Origin of the sequence: Zavarzinia sp. CC-PAN008, assembly GCF_051903925.1 — a bacterium.
In the GTDB taxonomy this organism is placed as follows: domain Bacteria; phylum Pseudomonadota; class Alphaproteobacteria; order Zavarziniales; family Zavarziniaceae.
The window spans coordinates 2,738,550-2,760,011 of the sequence record NZ_CP173678.1; the positions used below are offsets into that span (position 1 = coordinate 2,738,550).

Here is a 21,462-nt window from a genome sequence, read left to right on the forward strand (position 1 = left end):
GCCGTGCCCGCCATCCGCTATTTCGCCTTCGGCTCCAACATGTGCGTGGAGCAGATGGCGCTGCGCTGTCCGGCGGCGGTCAAGCGCGGGCTGGCGGTGCTGGCCGATCACCGCTTCCTGATCAACGGCCGGGGGGTGGCGACGGTCGTGCCGACGCCGGGGGCCTGCGTGCATGGCCTGCTCTGGGACCTGACGCCGGCCTGCGAGGCGGTGCTTGACCGTTACGAGGGCGTGGCGCAGCAGGTCTATGTCCGGCGGATGCTGGTCGTCGGCACGCAGCCGGCCCTGGTCTATGTCGCCGCCGACAGCGTGGCGGGGCCGCCGCGGCCCGACTATCTGGAGCGCATCCTGGCGGCGGCGGCGCGCGAGCGTCTGCCGGACGCCTATTGCCGCGAACTGGCGGGCTGGGCGGACGCGGCGGCGGCGCGCGGCTGACCATGACCAGCGCATGATCCGCCGCGACAGCGCGGCGTTCGCCCGCGTCGCCATCGCCCTGTTCCTGTCGGGCTTTTCGACCTTTGCCCTGCTCTATTGCGTGCAGCCGCTGTTACCCATCCTGGCGCAGGAATTCGGCCTGGATGCGGCCTCCAGCTCGCTTGCCCTGTCGGTGACGATGGCGGGGCTGGCGGGGTCGCTGCTGCTGGCCGGCTGGGTTTCGGACCGGGTGGGGCGCAAGACGATCATGGTGGCGGCGCTGGCGGCATCGTCGCTGCTGGCCCTGGCGATTGCCGTCGTGCCGGACTGGCCGGCGATCCTGGTCCTGCGGGCGCTGAGCGGGGTGCTGCTGAGCGGGGTGCCCGCCGTCGCCATGACCTATCTGGCGGAGGAGCTGGAGCCCGAGGCCCTGGGCTATGCCATGGGCCTCTATATCGGAGGCAATGCGATCGGCGGCATGGGCGGGCGCCTGATCGTCGGCATCCTGGCCGACCTGGCGTCGTGGCGCCTGGCGCTGGGCGTGCTGGGGCTGCTGGCGCTGGTCAATGTGGCGGCGTTCTGGTGGCTGCTGCCGCCGTCGCGCCATGCCGCGCGCAGCCCGATGCGGCTGCGCAGTTTTGGCGCGATGATCGCCCACCAGTTCCGCGATGCGGCGCTGCCCTGGCTGTTCGCCGTGGGCTTCCTGGTCAATGGCGCGTTCGTCTGCATCTACAACTATGCGAGCTTCCGCCTGTCGGGGCCGCCCTTCCTGCTGAGCCATGCCGTCATTTCGCTGGTCTTCCTGATGTACCTGATCGGCACGGGTTCATCGGCCTGGATCGGTGCGCTGGCCGGGCGCCTGGGGCGGCGCAAGGTGCTGTGGTCGATGGTGCTGGTGGCGGCGGCTGGGGTGGCCCTGACCCTGCCGGATGCGCTGTGGGCGATGATCGGCGGCATGGCTTTGGTTACCTTCGGCTTCTTCGGGGTGCACTCCATCGCCTCGTCCTGGGTCAGCCGGCGGGCGGTGGTGGGCCGGTCGCAAGGGGCGGCGCTCTACCTCGTCTCCTACTATGTCGGCTCGGCCGTGGTGGGCACGGCAGGCGGTCATGCCTGGAACGGCCTGGGCTGGGACGGCGTGGTGCTGGTGGCGGGGGTGTCGCTGGCGCTGGCCTTGCTGGCCTCGATTCGGCTGATCTTCGTGAAGCCGCTGCCCCTTCCGGAGAATCCCGTGGTGCCGGCTGCGCCCTGAGTCCCCCGCCTTCCGTACCTTTTTCGTTCCTGCCCGTCCGGGGTGCTTCCGCAGCGCCTGGCATGCGCCTATCTTCGGGGGATGGCGTCCCTGATCGAGAGCCGGCCCAGCGGGGCCGAGATGGCGGCCTTTGTGCCGCACCGGCCCGAACGGCCTGAGAAGTCCGAAGGCGGCATCCCGTTCAAGCTGGCGGCCCCGTTCGAGCCGCGCGGCGACCAGCCGCGCGCCATCGCCGAACTGGTCGAGGGGGTGAACGCGGCCGAACGCAACCAGGTCCTGCTGGGCGTCACCGGCTCGGGCAAGACCTTCACCATGGCGCATGTCGTGCAGGCGACGCAGCGGCCCGCCTTGGTCCTGGCGCCCAACAAGACGCTGGCCGCCCAGCTCTATGGTGAGTTCAAGGCATTCTTTCCGGACAACGCGGTCGAGTACTTCGTTTCGTACTACGACTATTACACGCCGGAAGCCTATGTCCCGCGGACGGACACCTATATCGAGAAGGAATCGTCGATCAATGCGCAGATCGACCGCATGCGCCATTCGGCGACGCGGGCGCTGCTGGAGCGCGACGACGTCCTGATCGTGGCGTCCGTCTCGTGCATCTATGGTATCGGCTCGGTCGAGACCTATGCCCGCATGACGCTGACGCTGAAGCGGGGCGAGATCATCGACCGCGCCCAGCTGCTGCGCGAACTGATCGCGCTGCACTACAAGCGCAACGATGCCGCCTTCCAGCGCGGCACGTTCCGGGTGCGGGGCGATGCGGTCGAGCTGTTCCCCGCGCATTTCGAGGATCGTGCCTGGCGCTTTTCCCTGTTCGGGGACGAGCTGGAATCGATCGTCGAGTTCGATCCCCTGACCGGGGAGAAGACCGCGGCGATGGACAGCGTCAAGGTCTATGCCAACAGCCACTACGTCACGCCGCGCCCGACCCTGGCCCAGGCGATGAAGAGCATCCGCGTCGAGTTGGCCGAGCAGCTGGAGCGGTTCCGGGCGAGCGGCAAGCTGCTGGAAGCGGAGCGCCTGGAGCAGCGCACGCGCTTCGACCTGGAGATGATGGAGGCGACCGGCTCCTGCGCCGGGATCGAGAACTATTCCCGCTTCCTGACCGGGCGCAATCCGGGCGAGCCGCCGCCCACCCTGTTCGAGTACCTGCCCGACAATGCCCTGGTCATCGTGGACGAGAGCCACGTGACTGTGCCCCAGCTGGGCGGCATGGAACGGGGCGACTATCGTCGCAAGTCGACGCTTGCCGAATTCGGCTTCCGCCTGCCGTCCTGCGTCGACAACCGACCGCTGAAGTTTTCCGAATGGGATGCGATGCGGCCGCAGTCGGTCTTCGTCTCGGCGACACCCGGATCATGGGAGATGGCGCAGACCGGCGGCGTGTTCTCCGAGCAGGTGATCCGCCCGACCGGGCTGATCGACCCGGTGTGCATCATCCGGCCCGTAGCACAACAGGTCGACGACCTGATCGCGGAGTGCAAGGCCTGCGCCGCCAAGGGCCAGCGCGTCCTGGTGACGGTGCTGACCAAGCGCATGGCCGAGGACCTGACCGAGTACCTGCACGAGGCGGGCCTGCGCGTGCGCTACATGCACTCCGACATCGAGACGCTGGAGCGTATCGAGATCATCCGCGACCTGCGCCTGGGCACGTTCGACGTGCTGGTCGGCATCAACCTGCTGCGCGAGGGGCTGGACATCCCGGAATGCGCCCTGGTCGCCATCCTGGATGCGGACAAGGAGGGCTTCCTGCGCTCCGAGACGTCGCTGGTTCAGACGATCGGCCGGGCGGCGCGCAACGTGGACGGGCGCGTGATCCTCTATGCCGACAAGGTGACGGACAGCATGTCCCGCGCGCTGGGCGAGACCGAGCGTCGGCGGGCCAAGCAGATCGCCTATAACGAGGAGCACGGCATCACGCCCGAGAGCGTGCGGAAGGAGATCGGCGACATCCTGGGCAGCGTCTACGAGCGCGACCACGTCCTGGTCGAGACGGGTGACGACAAGGTCGTGCACCTGGTCGGCAACAACCTGAAGGCCCACCTGGCCGACCTGGAGAAGCGCATGCGCGCGGCCGCCGCCGACCTGGAGTTCGAGGAGGCGGCAAGGCTGCGCGACGAGATCAAGCGGCTGGAGGCGTCCGAACTGGAGATCGCGGTCGAGACCAGCACGATGATCGCGCGGTCCAAGGTCAACACGACCGAGAAGGCCCGCTCCTCCAAGGGCCGTCCCGGCACACGGGCCTTCCGCGGCCCGGCGAAGCGGAGATTCTGAGGGTGGCTTTGTTGGATCTGTGTCCAGTCGGTTCACGTTGGCAAGCACGTCGAGGCCCCCCCACCCAACCCTCCCCCGCGAGGGGGGAGGGCTTCACGGTTTTCCCCATGCGCGCCCGGACTCCTTCCCCCCTTGCGGGGGAAGGTCGGGAAGGGGGAGCGCTCCCGCCCGCGCCGTCTTCTGAAGGCGCGTCATGACTGGCGCGGTGCTCATAACCGGGGCGGCGCAGCGGCTGGGGCGGGCGGTGGCGCTCGACCTGGGCGCGCAAGGCTGGCGCGTCGCCGTGCACTATCGCCGCTCGCGTGCGGACGCAGATGCGGTGGTGGCGGCGATCCGAGCGCAAGGCGGGACGGCTGCCGCCGTGCAGGCGGACCTCAGCATTGAGGCAGACGTGCAGGCTCTGGTGCCGCAGGCCGTGGCGGCCATCGGCCCGCTGACCTGCCTGGTCAACAATGCGTCGGAGTTCGAGTTCGACGATGCCGCGGGCGCCACCCGCGCGAGCTGGGACCTGCACATGGAGGCCAACCTGAGGGCGCCCTTCGTGCTGATGCAGGCCTTTGCCGCGCAGCTGCCGGCGGAGCGACAGGGCAACATCATCAACCTGCTGGACCAGCGGGTATGGCGCCTGACGCCGAAATTCGTCTCCTATACCGTCAGCAAGGCCGCGCTGTGGACGCTGACCCAGACCATGGCCCTGGCGCTGGCGCCGCGCATCCGGGTCAACGGCATCGGGCCGGGCCCCACCCTGCCCACCAGCCGGCAGGCACCGGAGCATTTCCGCCACCAGGTCGAATCGCTGCCCCTGCAGATCCAGACGCCGCTGGCCGACATCTGTGCCGGCGTGCGCTTCATCCTGGGCGCGCCGTCGTTCACGGGGCAGATGCTGGCCCTGGACGGCGGGCAGCACTTGGCTTGGCGCACGCCCGACGCGCAGGTTGCGGAATAGGCGCCGGGGTCCTCAATCCACGCGGGAGGGGCCCTGCCTAAACCCTTGAACGGCAAGGCGGTGGCTGGTTGCCACAATTTGTGCACAGGCGCCTTTCACAGAAAGGGCGCCCGCGTCAAGGGGGCCAGTCTCGCTCTTGCAAAACCGCCACAGTCAATAACTGTTGAAAAAACTTCGTGATTTCAAGGGCTTATGACTCGCATCCAGTTTGCCCAAAATCTGGGCAATGTCGTGGGACGCCAGGGATTGCGCGGGACGCAGCCACCCCCACGATGCTTGACCACAGGGTTATCCACAGGCGCCGTGGATTGCCCGGAACCCCGGGGCTTCCAGCCAGGACCTGAGGCAACTTGACGCATATGGGACCATGACGGACGAACGCCACACGCCAGAATTGCGCGGCGACGCCGATGACGCGGCGCCGGGGGAGGGACCCTCCGTCCAGGGGCGGGAGGCGATCCGCGCCGTGCTGCGCACCCTGCGCAACGATCCGGGCGTGTATCGCATGCTCGATGGCCGGGGCGAGATCATCTATGTGGGCAAGGCGAAGAACCTGAAGAAGCGGGTCACGTCCTATGCCAACGGGCAGGCACCGTCGACCCGCATCGCCCGGATGATCGCAGAGACCAGGGGGGTCGAGGTCATCACCACCGGCAGCGAGGTCGAGGCCCTGCTGCTGGAAGCCAACATGATCAAGCGGCACCGGCCGCGCTACAACGTGGTGATGCGGGACGACAAGTCGTTCCCCTACATCATGATCGACACCGCCCATGCCTGGCCGCGCATCGCCAAGCACCGCGGCGCGCGGGCAGCGACGGCCGAGTACTTCGGGCCATTCGCCTCGGCCGGGGCCGTCAACCGCACGCTGAACGCGCTGCAGCGGGCCTTCCTGCTGCGATCGTGCACCGATTCGATGTTCGAGGCGCGCTCGCGTCCCTGTCTGCTCTACCAGATCAAGCGGTGCAGCGGCCCCTGCGTCGACCTGGTGGCGCGCCCGACCTACGAGGCACTGGTGAACGAGGCGCGCGGCTTCCTCTCCGGAGAGAGCCGGGCCGTGCAGCAGCGCCTTTCGAAGGAGATGGAGGCGGCGAGTGCCGACCTGGACTTCGAGCGGGCGGCGATCTATCGCGACCGCATCCGCGCCCTGACCCATGTCCAGTCGCACCAGGACGTGAACGTCGATTCGGTGGCGGAGGCCGACGTCTTTGCCGCGTTCCAGCAGGGCGGACAGACCTGCATCCAGGTCTTCTTCTATCGGGCCGGGCAGAACTGGGGCAACCGGGCCTATTTCCCGAAGCACGAGCGCGGGCTGCCGGAGCCGGAGGTGCTGGCGGCGTTCCTGGCGCAGTTCTATGACGAACGGCCGGTGCCGCGCCTGGTCCTGATCAACGAACCGATCCCCGAGCACGAACTGCTGGAAGAAGCGCTCAGTCTGAAGGCCGGACGGCGCGTGGCGATCCGCCATCCCAGCCGCGGGCGCAAGAGCGCCCTGATCCGCGTAGCCCAGTCCAATGCCAAGGAAGCGCTGGGCCGGCGCCTGGCCGAGACGACGACGCAAGGCCGCCTGATGGAGCAGATGGCGGAACTGTTCGAACTGGACGGCTCACCCGCCCGGGTCGAGGTCTATGACAACAGCCATATCAGCGGCACCTCGGCCATCGGCGCCATGATCGTAGCGGGACCGGAAGGTTTCCTGAAGAACCAGTACCGCAAGTTCAACATCAAGGGGCCGGTGGCGCCGGGCGACGACTTCGCGATGATGAAAGAGGTGCTGACCCGCCGCTTCTCCCGCCTGATCGCCGAGGATCCGGGGCGCGAGACCGAGGCGTGGCCCGACCTGGTCCTGATCGACGGCGGCCAGGGGCAGCTTCAGGTGGCGATCGACGTGCTGGAGGAACTGGGCATTGCGGACGTGCCCGTGGTCGGCGTGGCCAAAGGGCCGGACCGCGACGCGGGACGCGAGCGCTTCTTCCGCCCCGGTCGGCCACCCATGTCGCTGGAGCCCAAGAGTGCGGTGCTCTACTTCCTCCAGCGCCTGCGCGACGAGGCGCACCGCTTCGCCATCGGCACGCACCGCGCCAAGCGGGCCAAGACGGTGACGCGTTCGGCCCTGGACGAGGTGCCGGGCATCGGTCCCAACCGCAAGCGGGCGCTGCTGCACCATTTCGGCTCCGCCGCCGGCGTCGCCCGCGCTGGGGTCACCGACCTGCAGAAGGTCGAAGGCATCTCCCACACCGTGGCCCAGGCCATCTACGACCACTTCCACGGCTGAGGCCGGGAAGTGGCCACGGCCTGACACGCGCGCCAGATGCTTCGAGACGCCCTTCGGGCTCCTCAGCATGACGCTGTTGTTTTCCCTGGATTCTCCCCCGGCGTCATCCTGAGGAGCGCCGCAGGCGCGTCGCGAAGGATGTTGGCGCACGCTCACCGCGCGCCTGGCAGTGCCGCGAGCGTCAAGGAAAGACAAGCCCCTCCGCCATCTCCGGCAAGCGGGAACGGCGGAGGGTGCGGCGGCCCCGCCGGCCCAGGGGCAGGCAGGGACGGCGGCCGCCGCAGGTCCTACAGCCCCAGGGCGCTGCGGGCGTAGTCGGTCGTCCCCTTGTAGTCCGCCTTGCCATTGGGCGCGCGGAACAGGCGCTCGACGGCCAGGATGCGCTTGGGCGTCTTATAACCCGCCAGGTTGTTGCGGACGTGCAGGCGCAGCGTCTCCTCGTCGAACTTGGCGCCGGGGCGCAGTTCGACGACGCCAGTGACCGCACTGCCCCAGCGTTCGTCCGGCACGCCGACGACAAGCGCGTCATCGACGTCGGGGTGCTGCTTCAGCACCTCCTCCACCTCTTCCGGGTAGACCTTCTCGCCCGCCGTATTGATGCAGACGCTGCCACGGCCCAGCAGGGTGATGGTGCCGTCCTCGTGCACGCGGCACCAGTCGCCGGGGATCGACCAGCGTTTGCCGTCGATCACGGGGAAGGTCTTGGCCGTCTTCTCCGGGTCCTTCCAATAGCCCATTGGAATGTTGCCGCCGCGCGCGATGAAGCCGGGCTCCGGGTCGCCGGGATTGACCGGCTTGTGGTCGGGGGTGAAGACGCGGACCTCCTCGCCCATGGCGAACTTGGCGGTCTGGACTTCCCCCTCCTTCGTCGTGACGGCCAAGCCGAAGCCCACAGCCTCGGACGAGCCGAAGCTGTCCATCATGGTCAGCTGGGGGATGTGCTCCAGCAGGCCGTGCTTCACCTCCTGGCTCCACATCACGCCGGACGAGACCATCGTGACCAGGGACGACAGGTCCCACTTGCCCGGATTGGCGTCCAGGATCCGCAGCATCGGCTTGGCGAAAGCGTCGCCCACGATCACGACCTGCTGCACCTTGTGCTTCTGCACGGTGTCCCACAGTTCGACCGTGTCGAAGTTCATCGCCTCCAGCGTCACGACGCAGCCGCCCATGGCCAGCGTGTTGAACGAGGTGAGCAGGCCCGTGCCGTGCATCTGGGGGCAGGCGGGGATCATGCGGCTGCCGGGGCCCTGTTCCCGGATCATCTCGCAGTGCTCATCGACATTGGTCGGGATCTTGGGCATCAGCAGGGCGTTCATCTGCACCTGGCGCAGGTCGTCCTGGCGCCACATCACGCCCTTTGGCATGCCCGTCGTGCCGCCCGTATAGAGGAACAGCATGTCGTCGGGCGACCGCTCGTTCCCCAGCGGCGCCCCGTCATGGGCCGCGACGAACGCCTCGTAGTCGGTGGCGAAGGGGGGCAGGGGTGTGCCGTCCACCTTCACCTGCAGCCAGGTCTTGACCAGCGGGAGCCGGGGCTGCAGCTCGGTCACCAGGTCCGCGAACTCGCTGCCATAGACGACGATGGCGGCATCCGAGTTGTCGAAGATGTAGTGAAGCTCGTGCGCCTTGTAGCGGTAGTTCACGTTCACATGGACGAAGCGGCCTTTGAAGCCCGCGACCGTCGCCTCCATGTATTCCGGGCGATTGCGGATCAGGATCGCCAGCTTGTCCTGGGGCTGGTGACCCTTGGCGATCAGGCCACGGGCCAGCGCGTTGGTGCGCGCGTCCATGGTCTGCCAGTCGATCACCAGGTCGCCGTGGATCAGCGCGGGCTGGCGTGGATCGACCGTCTTCGCGACCGCATCCAGAATGTCACCGTAGTTCCAGGCCATTGTCTCCTCCGTTTGGGCGCAGAATAGCCAGAATCTTCCGCAGCGGAATGGCCTTGCATCGGATCCACAGATTGATTGGCCTCTATCTGGCGACCCACTACCTTGTGGCGGGGCCCGGGGGGCTGGCCGTGCTGCGCGTCGGCTGGCCTTGCCCGCCCGGCCTGGGCGGCCCGCCCTGCGTGCCGGCGATGCTGGTCACCGCCTGCAACCCCGGCAGCCGGCCGTTGCAGCCCGCCGCGAACGCGGCGCGTCAGCGCCGGCTGCGGGCGATGCTGGAGCGGCGCCGAATCGGGGTGACGCCGGCGCTTGGGCAGGCGGCGCGCGGCCACTGGGCCGAGGACAGCGTGGCCACCGCGCCGGTGGGCCTGGCGGCAGGGCGCGCGATCGCTCGTGCCCAGGGCCAGGCAGCATGGCTGGTGCTGCGCGGCGGACGCACCGTGGAGCTTCATTTCGCCCGCGTCTTGCGGCCCGTCAGGACCCGCGCAATGATCCGCGCGGCCCCCTCCTGGACACACCCCACATGGAACTCAGCGCGGTCGAAGCCCTTGGCCTGATCGCCGGCGCCTGCACGACGGTGGCGTTCGTGCCGCAGGTGGTGAAGACGTGGAAGTCGCGCTCCGTCGCCGACATCTCGCTCTCGATGTTCTCGATCTTCACGGTCGGCGTGTGCCTCTGGCTGGCCTATGGCCTGCTGCTGGGCTCGCCCGCCCTGATTGCCTCGAACGTGATCACGCTGGTGCTCTCGACGTCGATCCTGGCCATGAAACTGCTATGGGGGCGGGGGTGAGCACGCTGCCGCTGGCGCCCGCCGGCGCCCTGAACCGTGGCGTCGTCGCCGCCCTGCTGTCGGGCCTGTGCTGGAGCATCGGCGGCGTGCTGGTCCGGTCGGTGCAGGATGCCTCGCCCTGGGACATCGTGTTCTGGCGCTCGTCCAGCATGGTCGTGGCGCTGCTGGCCTGGCTTGCCTTCCGCTATGGCCGGGCGACGGTGCAGGTGTTCCGCTCGATCGGCTGGTTCGGCGTGTTCGCGGGCCTGGTGTCGGGCACCTGCAGCACCCTGTTCATCCTGGCGCTGCACAAGACGACGGTCGCCAACGTCCTGTTCCTGATCGCCGCCCAGCCGGCCTTCTGCGCGCTGTTCGCCTGGATCTTCCTGCGCGAGCCGGTCAGCCGGGCGATGGTCCTGGCCATGGGCCTGGCCTTTGGCGGGGTCGTCGTCATGGTGGCGGATGGACTGGGGCTGGGGACCTGGCTGGGCAACCTGCTGGCGCTGGGGGTCGCGGTACTGTGGGCGGCTTTCACCGTCCTGGTGCGTGCGGGGCGCAGCGTCGACATGCTGCCGGTCCTGATCGTGTCGGGCGTGTTCTCCGTCGCCGTGGCCCTGGTGGTGCAGGGGGGCGACGTCGCGATTTCGCTGCGCGACTTCATCCCCTGCCTGGCCGTGGGTGTGGTCCAGCTGGGCCTGGGCAATGCCTTGTTCGTGGCGGCATCCACCCGGGTGCCGGCAGCACAGCTCAGCCTGCTGGGCCTCAGCGAGGTGGTGCTGGGCGTGCTCTGGGTGTGGCTGTTCATCGGCGAGACGCCGACCGCCATGACCATGGTCGGCGGCACCGTGGTGCTGCTGGCCATCGCCTACCAGGCGGGCCAGGCGATGCGCGCAGGCCCGGCCGCGCCGCCGCCCTGATGCCGTCGCCGCTTTGCCTGCCGCGCGCGACCCGGTATGACAGGTGGACGCCGGCCGCCTGAACGGGCCGGCGGCCAATGCGGGGCGCGGCGAGGCGAAGCAGCGATGAGTGCCGATCCAATCGACAGCGTGCAGAGCGGGCCCATCCTGACCCTGCGCCTCAACCGGCCGGACCAGGGCAATGCGATCAGCTCCGGCCTGCGGCAGGCGTTGCAGGCAGCGATCGGCCACGCCGCCCGCGATGCCTCGGTCCGCGTCATCGTCCTGACCAGCGACGCCGACGTCTTCTCGATCGGCGCCGACGTCGTCGAGTTGAGCACCCTGACGACGCCCGAGGCGGAGCAGCTGGTGCGCCGGGCCCAGGCTCTGAACGAGGCGATGCTGGCCTGCCCGAAGCCGATCCTGGCGGCGATCAAGGGGCCCTGCATCGGGGCCGGGCTGGAACTTGCCCTGTTCGCGGACATCCGGTTCGCCCGCCTGGACGCGCGCTTCGGCCTGCCCGGCGTGTCGGTCGGGATCGTGCCCAATGGCGGCGCGATCGCCCGGCTGAAGCAGCTGATCGGGGGCGGAGCCGCCCGGGCCCTGACCCTGACAGGCGGGATGATCACGGCGGAACGGGCGTTCATGCTGGGCCTGGTCACCAACGTGGCCAATGCGGCCGAGTTCGACGACAGCATCGCCGCGCTGGCCAGCCACCTGGCCCAGCTGAGCCCGGTGGCCCTGCGCGAGATCAAGAGCCTGTGCGACCTGGGTGGGGTCGACGACTACCGCGCCGCCCATGATGCCGGCGCCCGGGCCCTGGCGCACTGCTATGGCGAAGGCGAAGCCGCCCTGCGCATCCAGGCCATGCTGGGCACCACGGCAATCGCCGCCGACACCACGGTCCACTGACCGCCCGCTCCCGCCCCATCGCTGCGGGAGAGGAGGGCTTTTCGGTGTTCTACACCGCCCCCCTTGTATCGAAGCTTTGGCAGGGGGCGCCGTTGTCGATGCGGTGCGTGACGGGAACGCCAAGTTCGCCGATCACCTGGGCCCAGAAGCGGATGGCACCCTGGTTCGCGGGCAGCTGGCAAAGCTCCCAGCGCCCGCGATAGCGCCGGAACAGGTCGAGGGCGGCGAGCCGGCCGATCCCGGACCGGCGATGGGCACGCAGGATGAAGAACTCCCCCATGCGGTAGTCGTGGCCCTCGCCCAGCCAGGGAAATCCGGTCGCCGCCACCAGGGCGAAGCCGATCCGCGTGGCGCCATCGCGGATCACCAGGGGCAGGCCGCCCGGCTCCCCCAGCCAGGCGCCCAGCTGTTCGGGAAGCCAGCGCCCGTCGTCGCTCAGCGTGAACAGGTGCGGATCGTATTCCGACAGGTCGTGCAGATAGAGCGGCAGCACCCGTTCAAGCCAGATCCGGTCGGCGCGGTTATCCCGCGCATTGGACAGGATGACGGCCATGCGGCGGATCGTCCCCGGTTCAGCCCTGGTTGGCCACGCGCGGGGCGGCCAGGACCGGGTGCCGCACGGGACCACCACGGGTGCGGATCAGGTCCTCGACCAGCTGCAGGCGGATATTGCCGCTGGGGTCGAGCCGATAGCGGTAGATCTGCGTGTTCTCCAGCACCCGCTGGACATAGGAGCGGGTTTCCTCGAACGGGATCTGTTCGATCCAGTCGACGACGTCGACGCCGGGATGGCGCGGGTCGCCAAAGCTCTGCACCCACTGGTTCACGCGGCCGGCGCCGGCGTTATAGGCCGCGATCGTCATGACATAGGAGCCGTCGAAACGGTCCAGCCGGTCGGCCAGATAGGCCGTGCCCAGGGTCATGTTGTAGACGGGATCGGTGGTCAGGCGGCCGGCCTCGTAGCGCAGGCCAAGCTTTCCGGCCACCATCTTGGCCGTGTCCGGCATCAGCTGCATCAGGCCGCGCGCGCCGACCGGGCTGACCGCGCCCACGTCAAAGGCGCTTTCCTGGCGCGTGATCGACAGCGCCAGGGCCCGCTCGACCGGGGCGGCGCCCGGCATCGCGATCACCGGATAGCCGCGCTGGATCAGGGGCGTGCCCTCGCGCTCGCTCTCCTTGGCGGCGGCGATCGACATTTCGCGGCGGCCGATGCGTTCGGCCAGCTCGCCGATCAGGCGACGCTCGCCCGCCGTGATCGAGTTGACCAGCATCTGCTGCAGGAAGGGCTTGGCCCGCTCCGCCAGGTCGAGCTCGGCGAGCAGGCGGACGGCGCGCGCCAGCTCGTCGTTCTGCAGCTTGGCCAGGTCCTCCCGCGTGGGCTGTGGCTCGGGCGGCAGGTGCAGGGCCTCGCCCCCGCCCAGGGCGTCGGCGGCGAGCTGGCCGTAGAACACGGTGGGAAAGCGGGCGGCCTCCCGGTACCAGCGTTCGGCGCGGGCCTGGTCGCCCAGGGCTGCCGCCGCGCGGCCCGACCAGTAGGCGCCACGCCCGACCGAGATCGGGCTGCGCACGCCCTGGTGCAGGGTGGTGAAGTGGCGATAGGCCTCCTGCGGCATGTTGAGGAAGCGCAGCGCGATCCAGCCGGCCAGGAACTCCGCATCGGCGAAGCCCGTGCCCTCGGTCATGTGATGGTTGTTGGCAAGCGCATAGGCCGCCTGCGCCTGGCCCAGGCGCAGCAGGCGGCGCACGGCGACGCGGCGCACCTCCCACCACTTCTGCGGCTGGACGGCGAACGCCTCGACCGGGACGGCCAGCAGCTCGTCCTGCGCCATCTGGTCCAGGTCGTTCTTGCGCAGCCAGCGGATCCGGTCATAGAGCAGGCCGGCAGTGCGGGCGGACGGCGACAGCGCCGGCCGGGCGGAGCCGGCATTGGCCGCGCCCTGCTGATAGGCGATGCGTGCCGCCGCGATCTGCGCATCGGCAGCCGGGACCAGGTTCAGCAGGCGCTGTGCCCCCGCGCGGTCCCCCGACCACAGCAGGTAGTCCATGCGCGCGGCATGGTCCTCAGCCGTCAGGTAGCGGCCCAGCGCGGCCAGGACCGACTGTTCGTCGGCCAGGGAAAGATCCTCGCCCCGCCACGCCTTGCGCAGCCAGGTCACGCCCTCGTCCTGCTTGCCCTGGGCGATCAGGACCGCGCCCAGCTTGACCATCCCGCCGCCGCTGACCGGCGGGAAGCGGCGGAACCATTGGGCGACCACGTCGCGCGGCGTGGCCGGCCCGATCGCCGTCTCGGCCCGCAGGCGCAGGGTGTCCTGCCGTGGCCATTGCGGATTGGCGACCAGGAAGTCGGCGATCTCCTGGTAGGTGGCGCCGCTATTGGCGGCGGTCAGGTAGGTCCAGCGTATGACCTTGGCCGGCAGGGGATCCCGCGTGCCGCGGACCAGGGAGAACGCCTCGGTCCATTGGTCGGCCTTGACTCGGGCGAAGGCGAGGCGATAGGCCTGCGCATCGCCCGCGCTGAGTTCGGCCGCCGCGGCTGGCCGTGTGGATTGGAGCACCGGCCCGCTGGGAACGGCGCCAGCCAGCAGGGCGGTCAGCAGCAGGCCAGGCAGGATACGCACGGCAAACCCTCGGACAATGGACGCGACTCAAGGTGCCAGTGTACCCGCGTGGCGGCCCCGGCGGCCAGTGCGCACTTTGTCTTGATGCTCGATATTTCAGCGTCTTAGGGCTAAACACTTGTGACGGTTCCGCAGTCTGGCCGGCAACGGGGCCGGTAGTGGTGGAACCGCATGGATCGGCCGTCGGCACGGGACGGCGTGGGGAAGGGGTGCAATCATGGTCGCGAGCTTGCGGGGATCGATCACCGCCCTGATCACGCCGTTCAAGGATGGGGCCGTGGACGCCCGCGCCTTCCAGGACTTCGTCGACTGGCAGATCCGCCAGGGCACGCACGGCCTGGTCCCCTGTGGCACGACCGGCGAATCACCGACCCTGTCGCATGACGAGCACGAGCGCGTGGTCGAACTGGCGATCGAGGCGGCGGCCGGGCGCGTGCCGGTGATCGCCGGCACCGGCTCCAACTCGACAGCCGAGGCGATTTCGCTCAGCCGCCATGCGCAGAAGGCCGGCGCGGACGCCGGCCTGGTCGTCACGCCCTATTACAACAAGCCGACGCAGGAGGGGCTCTACGCCCATTTCAAGGCGATCCACGACGCGACCGACCTGCCGATCGTGATCTACAACATACCCGGCCGCAGCGTGGTCGACATGAGCGTCGACACCATGGCCCGCCTGGCCGAGCTGCCGCGCATCGTGGGCGTCAAGGATGCGACGGCGGACATCACCCGCGTGTCGCGCCAGCGCGCCGCCTGCGGCAAGGACTTCATCCAGCTCTCGGGCGAGGATGCGACCGCGCTGGCCCAGATCGCCCATGGTGGCGTCGGCTGCATCTCCGTCACCGCCAACGTGGCGCCGGCCGCCTGCTCCGCCTTCCAGGAGGCGGCCCTGGGCGGCGATTTCGCCGCGGCGCTGAAATGGCAGGACCAGCTGATGCCGCTGCACGATGCGATGTTCCTTGAGACGAGCCCCGCGCCGGTCAAGTATGCGGCGTCGTTGCTTGGCCTGTGCTCGGCCGAACTGCGCCTGCCGCTGGTCGGCATCCGGCCGGACACGGCCGCACGGGTCGAGGCGGCCCTGCGGCAGTCCGGCATCCTCAACTAGGCTGAACGCAGCCAAAGGTCCGAACCGAACCAGCCATGGCCAAGAAGGAGCGGGAAGGCCGCGTCGTCTCCGAGAACCGCAAGGCGCGCTACAACTACTCGATCGAGGATACGGTCGAGGCGGGCATGATGCTGCTCGGCAGCGAGGTCAAGGCCCTGCGCGAGGGGCGCGCGACGATCGCGGAGGCCTATGCCGGACCCAAGGACGGCGGCTTCTGGCTGATCAATGCCTATATCCCCGAATACCGGCAGGCCAATCGCGAGAACCATGAGCCGCGCCGCCCGCGCAAGCTGCTGCTGCATGCGCGCGAGATCGCCAAGCTGTCGCAGGAGGTCGAGCGCGGCGGCATGACGGTCGTGCCCCTGTCGATCTACTTCAACGGCCGCGGCAGGGCCAAGATCGAGCTGGGTCTGGCCAAGGGCAAGAAGCTGCACGACAAGCGCGAGAGCGAGAAGGAGCGCGACTGGCAGCGCGACAAGGCGCGCCTGATGCGCAGCCGGTCCTACGACTGACCCGACACGGAAGGCGGCCATGACCGACGCACCCGAGGGCGCGAAGCAGAAGCTGATCCTGTCCAAGCAGCAATGGGCGAAGCTGGGGCGCCTGCTGACCGGGCGGCCGGCCCGGCGTGACGAGCGCCTGCCGCCGGGGCAGAAACTGGTCAAGGACTGGCCGGTCCTGGACCTGGGCATCCAGCCGCACGTCGATCCCCGCACCTGGAGCCTGGTGGTCGACGGAGCCGTTGCCAATCCCCTCAGCCTGGACCTGCCGGGGTTCCTGGCACTGCCCCAGGTGCAGGACGTGTCCGACATTCACTGCGTCACGTCCTGGTCGCGCTATGACAATCGCTGGTCAGGTGTCGCCGGCGCCGACCTGCTGGCGGCGGCGCAGCCGACGGACGCGGCGCGGCACGTCCTGTTCCATGCCCATGACGGCTACACGACCAACGTGCCGCTTGAGGAGCTGGCGCGGCCGGGCGCGCTGCTGGCCACGCACTGGGAGGGCAAGCCGCTCAGCCGCGAGCATGGCGGCCCGGTGCGCGTGGTCATTCCGCAGCTCTACTTCTGGAAGAGCGCCAAGTGGATCAAGCGGATCGAGGTCCTGGCCGAGGACGAGCCCGGCTTCTGGGAGCGCAACGGCTACCACAATTTCGGCGACCCCTGGGAAGAGCAGCGCTACGGCTGAGCATCCAGGTATGCGCGCGCGGCGGCGAAGACCGCGTTGAACATCGCCGGCGTCAGGCGGCCCGTATTGGTGTTGTAGCGCGAGCAGTGGAAGCTGTCGAACAGGGTCAGGCCGCCGGGCAGGTCATGGCGCGCGCCATGGGCAAAGCGGGCGGCGGAAAGCTTCAGCCCGCGCGTGGCCAGCAGGCTGTCATGCGCGATGCGGCCCAGGGCCACCACCGCGCGGACGCCCGCCAGCGCCTCCAGCTCGTACCGCAGGAACTGGCGACAGGTCGCGATTTCCTGTGTCGTCGGCTTGTTCTCTGGCGGCAGGCAGCGCACGGAATTCACAATGCGCGCATCGACCAGAACCAGCTCGTCGTCCGGCTCGGCGGCGTAGCGCCCCCGCGCGAAGCCATGGGCCAGAAGCGTGTCATAGAGCAGGATGCCGGCATGATCGCCCGTGAACGGCCGCCCGGTGCGGTTGGCGCCGTTCAGGCCGGGGGCCAGGCCCAGGATCAGGAGGCGAGCCCCGGCCGGACCGAAGCTGGGCACCGGCGCGTTGTGCCAGTCGGGATGCCGGACACGCAGCTCGTCCCGCAGGCCGACCAGGCGGGGACATAGCGGACAGTCCCGCGCCGGCGCCGGCGGCGCCGCGACATCGCTCACCATGGGAGGCCGCTCAGTAGCGGGTGGTGCGCGGCGGGGTGGAGGCGTAGCTCTCCTCCTCGTCCCGGTAGTCGCGTTCGCGCCAGGCCTGCTCGCGCGCATTGGGGTCGCGCTGGTGCTCGCGCATGTTCTGCTCGCGCAGGGCAGGGTCGCGCTGGATGTGCTCCGCCAGCTGCTGCAGCTCCAGGAACGTATCGGCCTGGCGCCGCAGCTCGTCCGCGATCATGGGCGGCGAGGTGCGGACGGTGGACACGACCGTGGTGCGCACGCCGCGGCGCTGCACCGCCTCGATCAGGCGGCGGAAGTCGCCGTCGCCCGAGAACAGCACGACATGGTCCAGGTGGTCCGCCATTTCGAGCACGTCGATGGCGAGCTCGATATCCATGTTGCCCTTGATCCGCCGGCGGCCCTGCGCGTCGGTGAACTCCTTGGTCGACTTGGTGACCATGGTATAGCCGTTATAGTCCAGCCAATCGATCAGCGGCCGGATCGGCGAATATTCCTGATCCTCGATCAAGGCGGTGTAGTAGAACGCCCGGATCAGGCGCCCCTGCTTCGAGAAATACGTCAGCAGGCGCTTGTAGTCGATGTCGAAGCCCAGGCCCCGTGCCGCGCCATAGAGATTGGGGCCATCAAGGAACAGGGCCAATCGTTCGTCAGGATAGAACACTTTATCACCAATACATCAAATGGCGGATAATGCCTGCGATCGAATGCAAGTCTCTGCCGGTCGCGGGCCAAGTTATCCGGCGACGATAGACCCGTGCCCATGATAGGCAAGCGCAAATGATTCTCATCGCCCTGGGCGCAAATCTTCCCTCGCCGGTCGGTGCACCGGAGCAGACGCTGGACGCCGTCCTGCTACGACTTCAGGCGGACAACATCCGCGTCATTGCCCGCTCGTCCTGGTGGGAGAGCGAAGCCCTGCCGCCGGAGGGACGCCCGGCGGATCGGCAGCCGCGCTTCGTCAACGGCGTCGCGGCGGTCGCGACGCTGCTGCCGCCGCCGGTGCTGCTGGCGCACCTGCATGCGATCGAAGCGGCTTTTGGCCGGATGCGCCGCCAGCGCTGGGATGCGCGGCCCTGCGACCTGGACCTGATCGACCATGACGGGCGGATCGGCGATGGCGACGGCGTCGTGCTGCCGCATCCGGGTCTTGCCTTGCGCGCCTTCGTCCTGCATCCGCTGGCGGAGGTGGCACCCGGTTGGCGCCACCCGGTGACCGGCCACAGCGTCGCGCATCTGATCGCAGCCCTGCCCCCCCAGCAGAAGGCATGGCGCTTTAAGCCGGCGTAAGGGAGGATCGTGCAGTCTGCGATGGCGCCCCGATGCGATCCTGTCCGGGCGATGCGTGCGAGGCGGAGGCAGTCATGTGGTGGTTGAACGGCACGGCAGGGCAGATGGCGGATGCCTGGTTCGGCATGGTGCGGACCGGCATCGCGGCGGCCGAGACGATGGTCGCGGCCGGTACCGTGATCGGCCATCGCACCGCCCTGATCGCCGATGCGATGCAGCGCCCCTGGGCCGCCGACCACCGCGAACTGGGCCGCATGGTGCCTGAAAAGGTGATGGCCTTTGGCCAGTCGGGCAGCAACGTGATGCAGGCCCTGATCCAGAGCCAGCGCGAGCTTGAACGCTATTGCGGCGATGTCGGGGCCTGCGCGCGGGACATGGCCTTTGCCGCGCCGGGCAGCCTGCCCATGGCGCGCCTTATCGACGGGGCCATGGCCCAGAGTGCCCGCGCGGCCACCAGCGGCCTGGCCGCGGTGGACGCGGCCCTGGCGCCCATCCACAAGCGGGCCGTCGCCAATGCCCGCCGTCTGACGCGCAAGGCGGGTTAGCCGCGGTCCTCCCGGAACCCGTCAGAAGAATACGAAGTCGGTCGTACTGACCGAGTCGGGCGCGATTGCGCCCAGGTCGGCGATCCGCACGATGTCGATCGGCGTTCCGGCATCGGCGACATGGTAGATGAAGGTCCTGCCGCCGCTGGTCTGCGCCAAGACGAAAACGCCCTCGCCGTCCGAGCCGGTGCCGTTGGTGTTGAGGAAGGCGGCGACGCCTGCCGCATCCTCCACCACCCCGTTCAGGCGGATCAGGTCGGCGCCCGCCACGCTGAACATGCTGGCGGTCGTGGTCGTGACGGTCACGTTGAACGTCTCGCCGTTGAAGTCGAAGGCGCTGGTCTGGAATGCCAGCTTGTCCGTGCCGGGGAGGAAGTCGGTCAGCACGTCGGTCGACCCTTCGCGCACCAGGTAGCGGAAGACGTCGGCCGATGCGCCCCCGGTCAACGTATCGGCGCCCAGCCCACCCGTCAGCGAATCCGTGCCGCTGCCGCCGATCATCACGTCGCCAGTGTTGGTGCCGCTGGCGATGAGGCTGCCGCTGCTCAACGACCAGTCGACGGCCTCGAAGTTGCGGACCAGGGCCTCGTCGGCGATGGTCTGGTCGCCACCCACGACGGCAAGATTGACGATGGCGATCGCCGTACCGCTGCCCACCAGGACGTCCTGGTTGGCGCCGCCGTCCAGCGTGTCGGCGCCGCCATTGCCGTTGATCCGGTCCAGGCCCGCGCCGCCCAGGATCGTGTTGACGCCGGTCGATCCCGTGGCGGTCAGGCCGCCGCTGCTCTGCGACCAGTCCACGTTCTCGAAACTGCGGATATCGGCGAAGTCTCCGCTCGTCTGGTCGGAACTGACGAATGCCAGATTGATGTTGGCCGAGTGGTTGCCAAGGTCGAACAGCGTGTCGCGGTCCGCCCCGCCGCCCAGGAGCGGTGAGTTCGGGCTCAACGCCCCGACATTGTATTCGATCCGATCGTTGCCGTTCCCGCCCAGGTAGGTCCCGTCATCCGCGAACTGGGTCAGGCCATTGGTGCGCAGCAGGTCCTGGCCGTCGCCGCCTGAGAATGTGTCACCGCCACCACCCGCCAGCGTGTCGTTGCCACTGCCGGCAACGATGATCACCCGATTGGCCTGGTTGGTCACCGCGCTTGCATTGACGATGTCATTGCCAGTGCCGCCGAGGATGGTGAGCGACCCGTTGTTGTTGGCCAGGACGGTGTCGTTCAGCGTCATGGCGTTGGTGCCGTTGGCCAGGACGACCTGCTCGATTCCGCGGACGCCGTTCAGGACCTGCGTTCCCGCGCCCAGCATCACCAACTGGTCGATGGCGCCACCACCGCCCGCCGTGATCTGGTCCGACGCCGTCAGCGCGGTCGAGGTGAAGCGGAAGATGTCGGCGCCCAGGCCGCCAATGACGGTGTCGGCGCCGCCGGAGCCGGTGAAGTCGATGGCGTTCGGGCCGGTCAGGCCGGCGCCGTTGACGATGTCGTTGCCCATATTGCCGGCAATCGTCAGCACAGCGCCATGGGCCGAGCCGACCAGGGCATCGCTCAACACCATCGTGTTGTTGCCGTTGGTCAGCACGATGCGCTCGATCCCGGACACGCCTGTCAGGACCTGGGTGCCGGGCCCCAGCATCACCAGCTGGTCGACCGCAGCACCACCCCCGGCAGTCACGCGATCGGCGGCCGTGAGGGCCGTGGACGTGAAGCGGAAGATGTCGGCGCCCAGGCCCCCAAGGAATGTGTCGCTGCCGCCCGAACCCGTGACGTCGATGGCGTTGCCGCCGCTGAGACTGGCGCCATTGACCAGGTCGTTGCCCATGTTGCCGGTGATGGTCAACACGTCGCCATTGGCCGAGCCGACAAAGGCATCATTGAGGATGACGGTGTTGTTGCCATTGGCCAGGGTGATGCGCTCGATGCCGGTGACGCCGGCCAGGGCGACCGAGCCGGCGGAGGTCAGGACCAACTGGTCGACGGCCGTGCCGCCCCCGCCCGTCACCCGGTCGGCCGCCGTCAGTGCGGTCGCCGTAAAGCGGAAGGTGTCGGCGCCCAGGCCGCCAATGACCGTATCAACCCCGCCTGAACCCGTGATGTCGATTGCGTTGCCGCCGGTCAGCGCGCTGGCATCGACACTGTCATTGCCCATGTTGCCAGCGATGCTGAGCACGGCACCCGTGGCGGAGGCCACGAGCGCGTCGGTCAGCGTGAGCGTATTGGCGCCATTGGCGAGCGTGATCAGCTCAATCCCGCTGACGCGGGCAAAGGCACCAGCGGCGACCGTGCCGGCCGTCGTGAAGCGGAGCTGATCGATCGCGGCGCCCCCGCCACCGGCGACCGTATCGGTCCCGGCAAGATGCGTGGTCTGGAAGTTGAACAGGTCGGCAGCGACGCCGCCGATGAAGGAATCGACCCCGACCGATCCGGTGAACGTCGCCAT

General features: G+C 68.9%; 20 protein-coding genes. 14 read left to right on the forward strand and 6 right to left on the reverse strand.

Features of this window, described 5'->3' with window-relative positions; all coding sequences use genetic code 11:
- The first annotated feature begins 3 nt into the window (after nt 1–3).
- The 5 genes from ACI6GS_RS12830 (at nt 4) to uvrC (ending at nt 7,158) form a co-directional block, all read left to right on the forward strand.
- Nucleotides 4–435, forward strand: a complete 432-nt coding sequence (locus ACI6GS_RS12830) for a gamma-glutamylcyclotransferase family protein (protein WP_439813842.1) — start codon at nt 4–6, stop codon at nt 433–435.
- Nucleotides 436–448: 13 nt separating this feature from the next.
- Nucleotides 449–1,663 carry an MFS transporter gene (locus ACI6GS_RS12835; RefSeq protein WP_439813843.1) on the forward strand — a complete coding sequence of 405 codons (1,215 nt, stop codon included), beginning with the start codon at nt 449–451 and terminating at the stop codon, nt 1,661–1,663.
- Between the two features lie 120 nt (nt 1,664–1,783).
- A complete protein-coding gene (uvrB, locus tag ACI6GS_RS12840; protein ID WP_439817964.1) occupies nt 1,784–3,940 on the forward strand; it encodes an excinuclease ABC subunit UvrB in 2,157 nt (718 codons plus the stop codon).
- Nucleotides 3,941–4,133: 193 nt separating this feature from the next.
- Nucleotides 4,134–4,886 carry an SDR family oxidoreductase gene (locus ACI6GS_RS12845; RefSeq protein ID WP_439813844.1) on the forward strand — a complete coding sequence of 251 codons (753 nt, stop codon included), beginning with the start codon at nt 4,134–4,136 and terminating at the stop codon, nt 4,884–4,886.
- Nucleotides 4,887–5,253: 367 nt separating this feature from the next.
- Nucleotides 5,254–7,158: an excinuclease ABC subunit UvrC gene (uvrC, locus tag ACI6GS_RS12850; RefSeq protein ID WP_439813845.1), complete on the forward strand. Its 1,905-nt coding sequence runs from the start codon at nt 5,254–5,256 to the stop codon at nt 7,156–7,158.
- A gap of 287 nt (nt 7,159–7,445) precedes the next feature.
- Here the strand turns inward: uvrC and ACI6GS_RS12855 are convergent, their stop codons facing one another.
- The gene (locus tag ACI6GS_RS12855) at nt 7,446–9,053 is read right to left on the reverse strand and encodes an acyl-CoA synthetase (protein WP_439813846.1); all 1,608 of its coding nucleotides are present in this window, start codon (nt 9,051–9,053) and stop codon (nt 7,446–7,448) included.
- 71 nt (nt 9,054–9,124) lie between these two features.
- Here ACI6GS_RS12855 and ACI6GS_RS12860 point away from each other — a divergent pair, with 71 nt between their 5' ends.
- From ACI6GS_RS12860 to ACI6GS_RS12875, 4 genes are all read left to right on the forward strand, one after another.
- Nucleotides 9,125–9,607 (forward strand): DUF3293 domain-containing protein, encoded by a 483-nt coding sequence (locus ACI6GS_RS12860; RefSeq protein ID WP_439813847.1) that lies wholly within the window; start codon nt 9,125–9,127, stop codon nt 9,605–9,607.
- Nucleotides 9,574–9,840 (forward strand): SemiSWEET transporter, encoded by a 267-nt coding sequence (locus tag ACI6GS_RS12865; RefSeq protein WP_439813848.1) that lies wholly within the window; start codon nt 9,574–9,576, stop codon nt 9,838–9,840. The genes ACI6GS_RS12860 and ACI6GS_RS12865 overlap by 34 nt, the downstream gene beginning before the upstream one ends.
- Nucleotides 9,837–10,736 (forward strand): DMT family transporter, encoded by a 900-nt coding sequence (locus ACI6GS_RS12870; RefSeq protein ID WP_439813849.1) that lies wholly within the window; start codon nt 9,837–9,839, stop codon nt 10,734–10,736. The genes ACI6GS_RS12865 and ACI6GS_RS12870 overlap by 4 nt, the downstream gene beginning before the upstream one ends.
- A gap of 105 nt (nt 10,737–10,841) precedes the next feature.
- Nucleotides 10,842–11,627: an enoyl-CoA hydratase/isomerase family protein gene (locus ACI6GS_RS12875; RefSeq protein ID WP_439813850.1), complete on the forward strand. Its 786-nt coding sequence runs from the start codon at nt 10,842–10,844 to the stop codon at nt 11,625–11,627.
- 49 nt (nt 11,628–11,676) lie between these two features.
- Here ACI6GS_RS12875 and ACI6GS_RS12880 read toward each other — a convergent pair whose 3' ends face one another.
- On the reverse strand, nt 11,677–12,180 hold the full coding sequence (locus ACI6GS_RS12880) for a GNAT family N-acetyltransferase (RefSeq protein WP_439813851.1): 504 nt from the start codon (nt 12,178–12,180) through the stop codon (nt 11,677–11,679).
- Nucleotides 12,181–12,199: 19 nt separating this feature from the next.
- Nucleotides 12,200–14,245 carry a lytic transglycosylase domain-containing protein gene (locus ACI6GS_RS12885; protein ID WP_439813852.1) on the reverse strand — a complete coding sequence of 682 codons (2,046 nt, stop codon included), beginning with the start codon at nt 14,243–14,245 and terminating at the stop codon, nt 12,200–12,202.
- Nucleotides 14,246–14,462: 217 nt separating this feature from the next.
- On the opposite strand from ACI6GS_RS12885, the gene dapA reads away from it, so the two are divergent.
- From dapA to ACI6GS_RS12900, 3 genes are read left to right on the forward strand one after another with little or no spacing between them, the layout of a single operon-like run.
- Complete coding sequence (gene dapA, locus ACI6GS_RS12890; protein WP_439813853.1) at nt 14,463–15,347, forward strand: 4-hydroxy-tetrahydrodipicolinate synthase; 885 nt, start codon at nt 14,463–14,465, stop codon at nt 15,345–15,347.
- Between the two features lie 35 nt (nt 15,348–15,382).
- Nucleotides 15,383–15,859: an SsrA-binding protein SmpB gene (gene smpB / locus ACI6GS_RS12895; RefSeq protein ID WP_439813854.1), complete on the forward strand. Its 477-nt coding sequence runs from the start codon at nt 15,383–15,385 to the stop codon at nt 15,857–15,859.
- A 19-nt stretch (nt 15,860–15,878) separates the two neighbouring features.
- Nucleotides 15,879–16,532: a sulfite oxidase-like oxidoreductase gene (locus ACI6GS_RS12900; protein ID WP_439813855.1), complete on the forward strand. Its 654-nt coding sequence runs from the start codon at nt 15,879–15,881 to the stop codon at nt 16,530–16,532.
- On the opposite strand, the gene ACI6GS_RS12905 is transcribed toward ACI6GS_RS12900, so the two are convergent.
- Together ACI6GS_RS12905 and ACI6GS_RS12910 are read right to left on the reverse strand one after the other, a co-directional pair.
- A complete protein-coding gene (locus tag ACI6GS_RS12905; RefSeq protein ID WP_439813856.1) occupies nt 16,523–17,182 on the reverse strand; it encodes a uracil-DNA glycosylase in 660 nt (219 codons plus the stop codon). The genes ACI6GS_RS12900 and ACI6GS_RS12905 overlap by 10 nt on opposite strands.
- Before the next feature lie 10 nt (nt 17,183–17,192).
- Nucleotides 17,193–17,828, reverse strand: a complete 636-nt coding sequence (locus ACI6GS_RS12910; RefSeq protein WP_439813857.1) for a LabA-like NYN domain-containing protein — start codon at nt 17,826–17,828, stop codon at nt 17,193–17,195.
- Nucleotides 17,829–17,965: 137 nt separating this feature from the next.
- Between ACI6GS_RS12910 and folK the strand changes: the two genes are divergently transcribed.
- Both folK and ACI6GS_RS12920 read left to right on the forward strand, forming a co-directional pair.
- Nucleotides 17,966–18,475: a 2-amino-4-hydroxy-6-hydroxymethyldihydropteridine diphosphokinase gene (gene folK, locus ACI6GS_RS12915; protein ID WP_439813858.1), complete on the forward strand. Its 510-nt coding sequence runs from the start codon at nt 17,966–17,968 to the stop codon at nt 18,473–18,475.
- Between the two features lie 74 nt (nt 18,476–18,549).
- The gene (locus ACI6GS_RS12920) at nt 18,550–19,020 is read left to right on the forward strand and encodes a hypothetical protein (protein WP_439813859.1); all 471 of its coding nucleotides are present in this window, start codon (nt 18,550–18,552) and stop codon (nt 19,018–19,020) included.
- Nucleotides 19,021–19,041: 21 nt separating this feature from the next.
- On the opposite strand, the gene ACI6GS_RS12925 is transcribed toward ACI6GS_RS12920, so the two are convergent.
- Nucleotides 19,042–21,462: a beta strand repeat-containing protein gene (locus ACI6GS_RS12925; RefSeq protein ID WP_439813860.1), complete on the reverse strand. Its 2,421-nt coding sequence runs from the start codon at nt 21,460–21,462 to the stop codon at nt 19,042–19,044.

Coding starts and splice junctions, on each gene's coding strand:
- ACI6GS_RS12835 (WP_439813843.1), top strand. CDS start 449: ATGATCCGCCGCGACAGCGCGGCGTTCGCCCGCGTCGCCATCGCCCTG.
- uvrB (WP_439817964.1), top strand. CDS start 1,784: ATGGCGGCCTTTGTGCCGCACCGGCCCGAACGGCCTGAGAAGTCCGAA.
- ACI6GS_RS12845 (WP_439813844.1), top strand. CDS start 4,134: ATGACTGGCGCGGTGCTCATAACCGGGGCGGCGCAGCGGCTGGGGCGG.
- uvrC (WP_439813845.1), top strand. CDS start 5,254: ATGACGGACGAACGCCACACGCCAGAATTGCGCGGCGACGCCGATGAC.
- ACI6GS_RS12855 (WP_439813846.1), bottom strand. CDS start 9,053: ATGGCCTGGAACTACGGTGACATTCTGGATGCGGTCGCGAAGACGGTC.
- ACI6GS_RS12865 (WP_439813848.1), top strand. CDS start 9,574: ATGGAACTCAGCGCGGTCGAAGCCCTTGGCCTGATCGCCGGCGCCTGC.
- ACI6GS_RS12875 (WP_439813850.1), top strand. CDS start 10,842: ATGAGTGCCGATCCAATCGACAGCGTGCAGAGCGGGCCCATCCTGACC.
- ACI6GS_RS12880 (WP_439813851.1), bottom strand. CDS start 12,180: ATGGCCGTCATCCTGTCCAATGCGCGGGATAACCGCGCCGACCGGATC.
- dapA (WP_439813853.1), top strand. CDS start 14,463: ATGGTCGCGAGCTTGCGGGGATCGATCACCGCCCTGATCACGCCGTTC.
- smpB (WP_439813854.1), top strand. CDS start 15,383: ATGGCCAAGAAGGAGCGGGAAGGCCGCGTCGTCTCCGAGAACCGCAAG.
- ACI6GS_RS12900 (WP_439813855.1), top strand. CDS start 15,879: ATGACCGACGCACCCGAGGGCGCGAAGCAGAAGCTGATCCTGTCCAAG.
- ACI6GS_RS12905 (WP_439813856.1), bottom strand. CDS start 17,182: ATGGTGAGCGATGTCGCGGCGCCGCCGGCGCCGGCGCGGGACTGTCCG.
- folK (WP_439813858.1), top strand. CDS start 17,966: ATGATTCTCATCGCCCTGGGCGCAAATCTTCCCTCGCCGGTCGGTGCA.
- ACI6GS_RS12920 (WP_439813859.1), top strand. CDS start 18,550: ATGTGGTGGTTGAACGGCACGGCAGGGCAGATGGCGGATGCCTGGTTC.
- ACI6GS_RS12925 (WP_439813860.1), bottom strand. CDS start 21,462: ATGGCGACGTTCACCGGATCGGTCGGGGTCGATTCCTTCATCGGCGGC.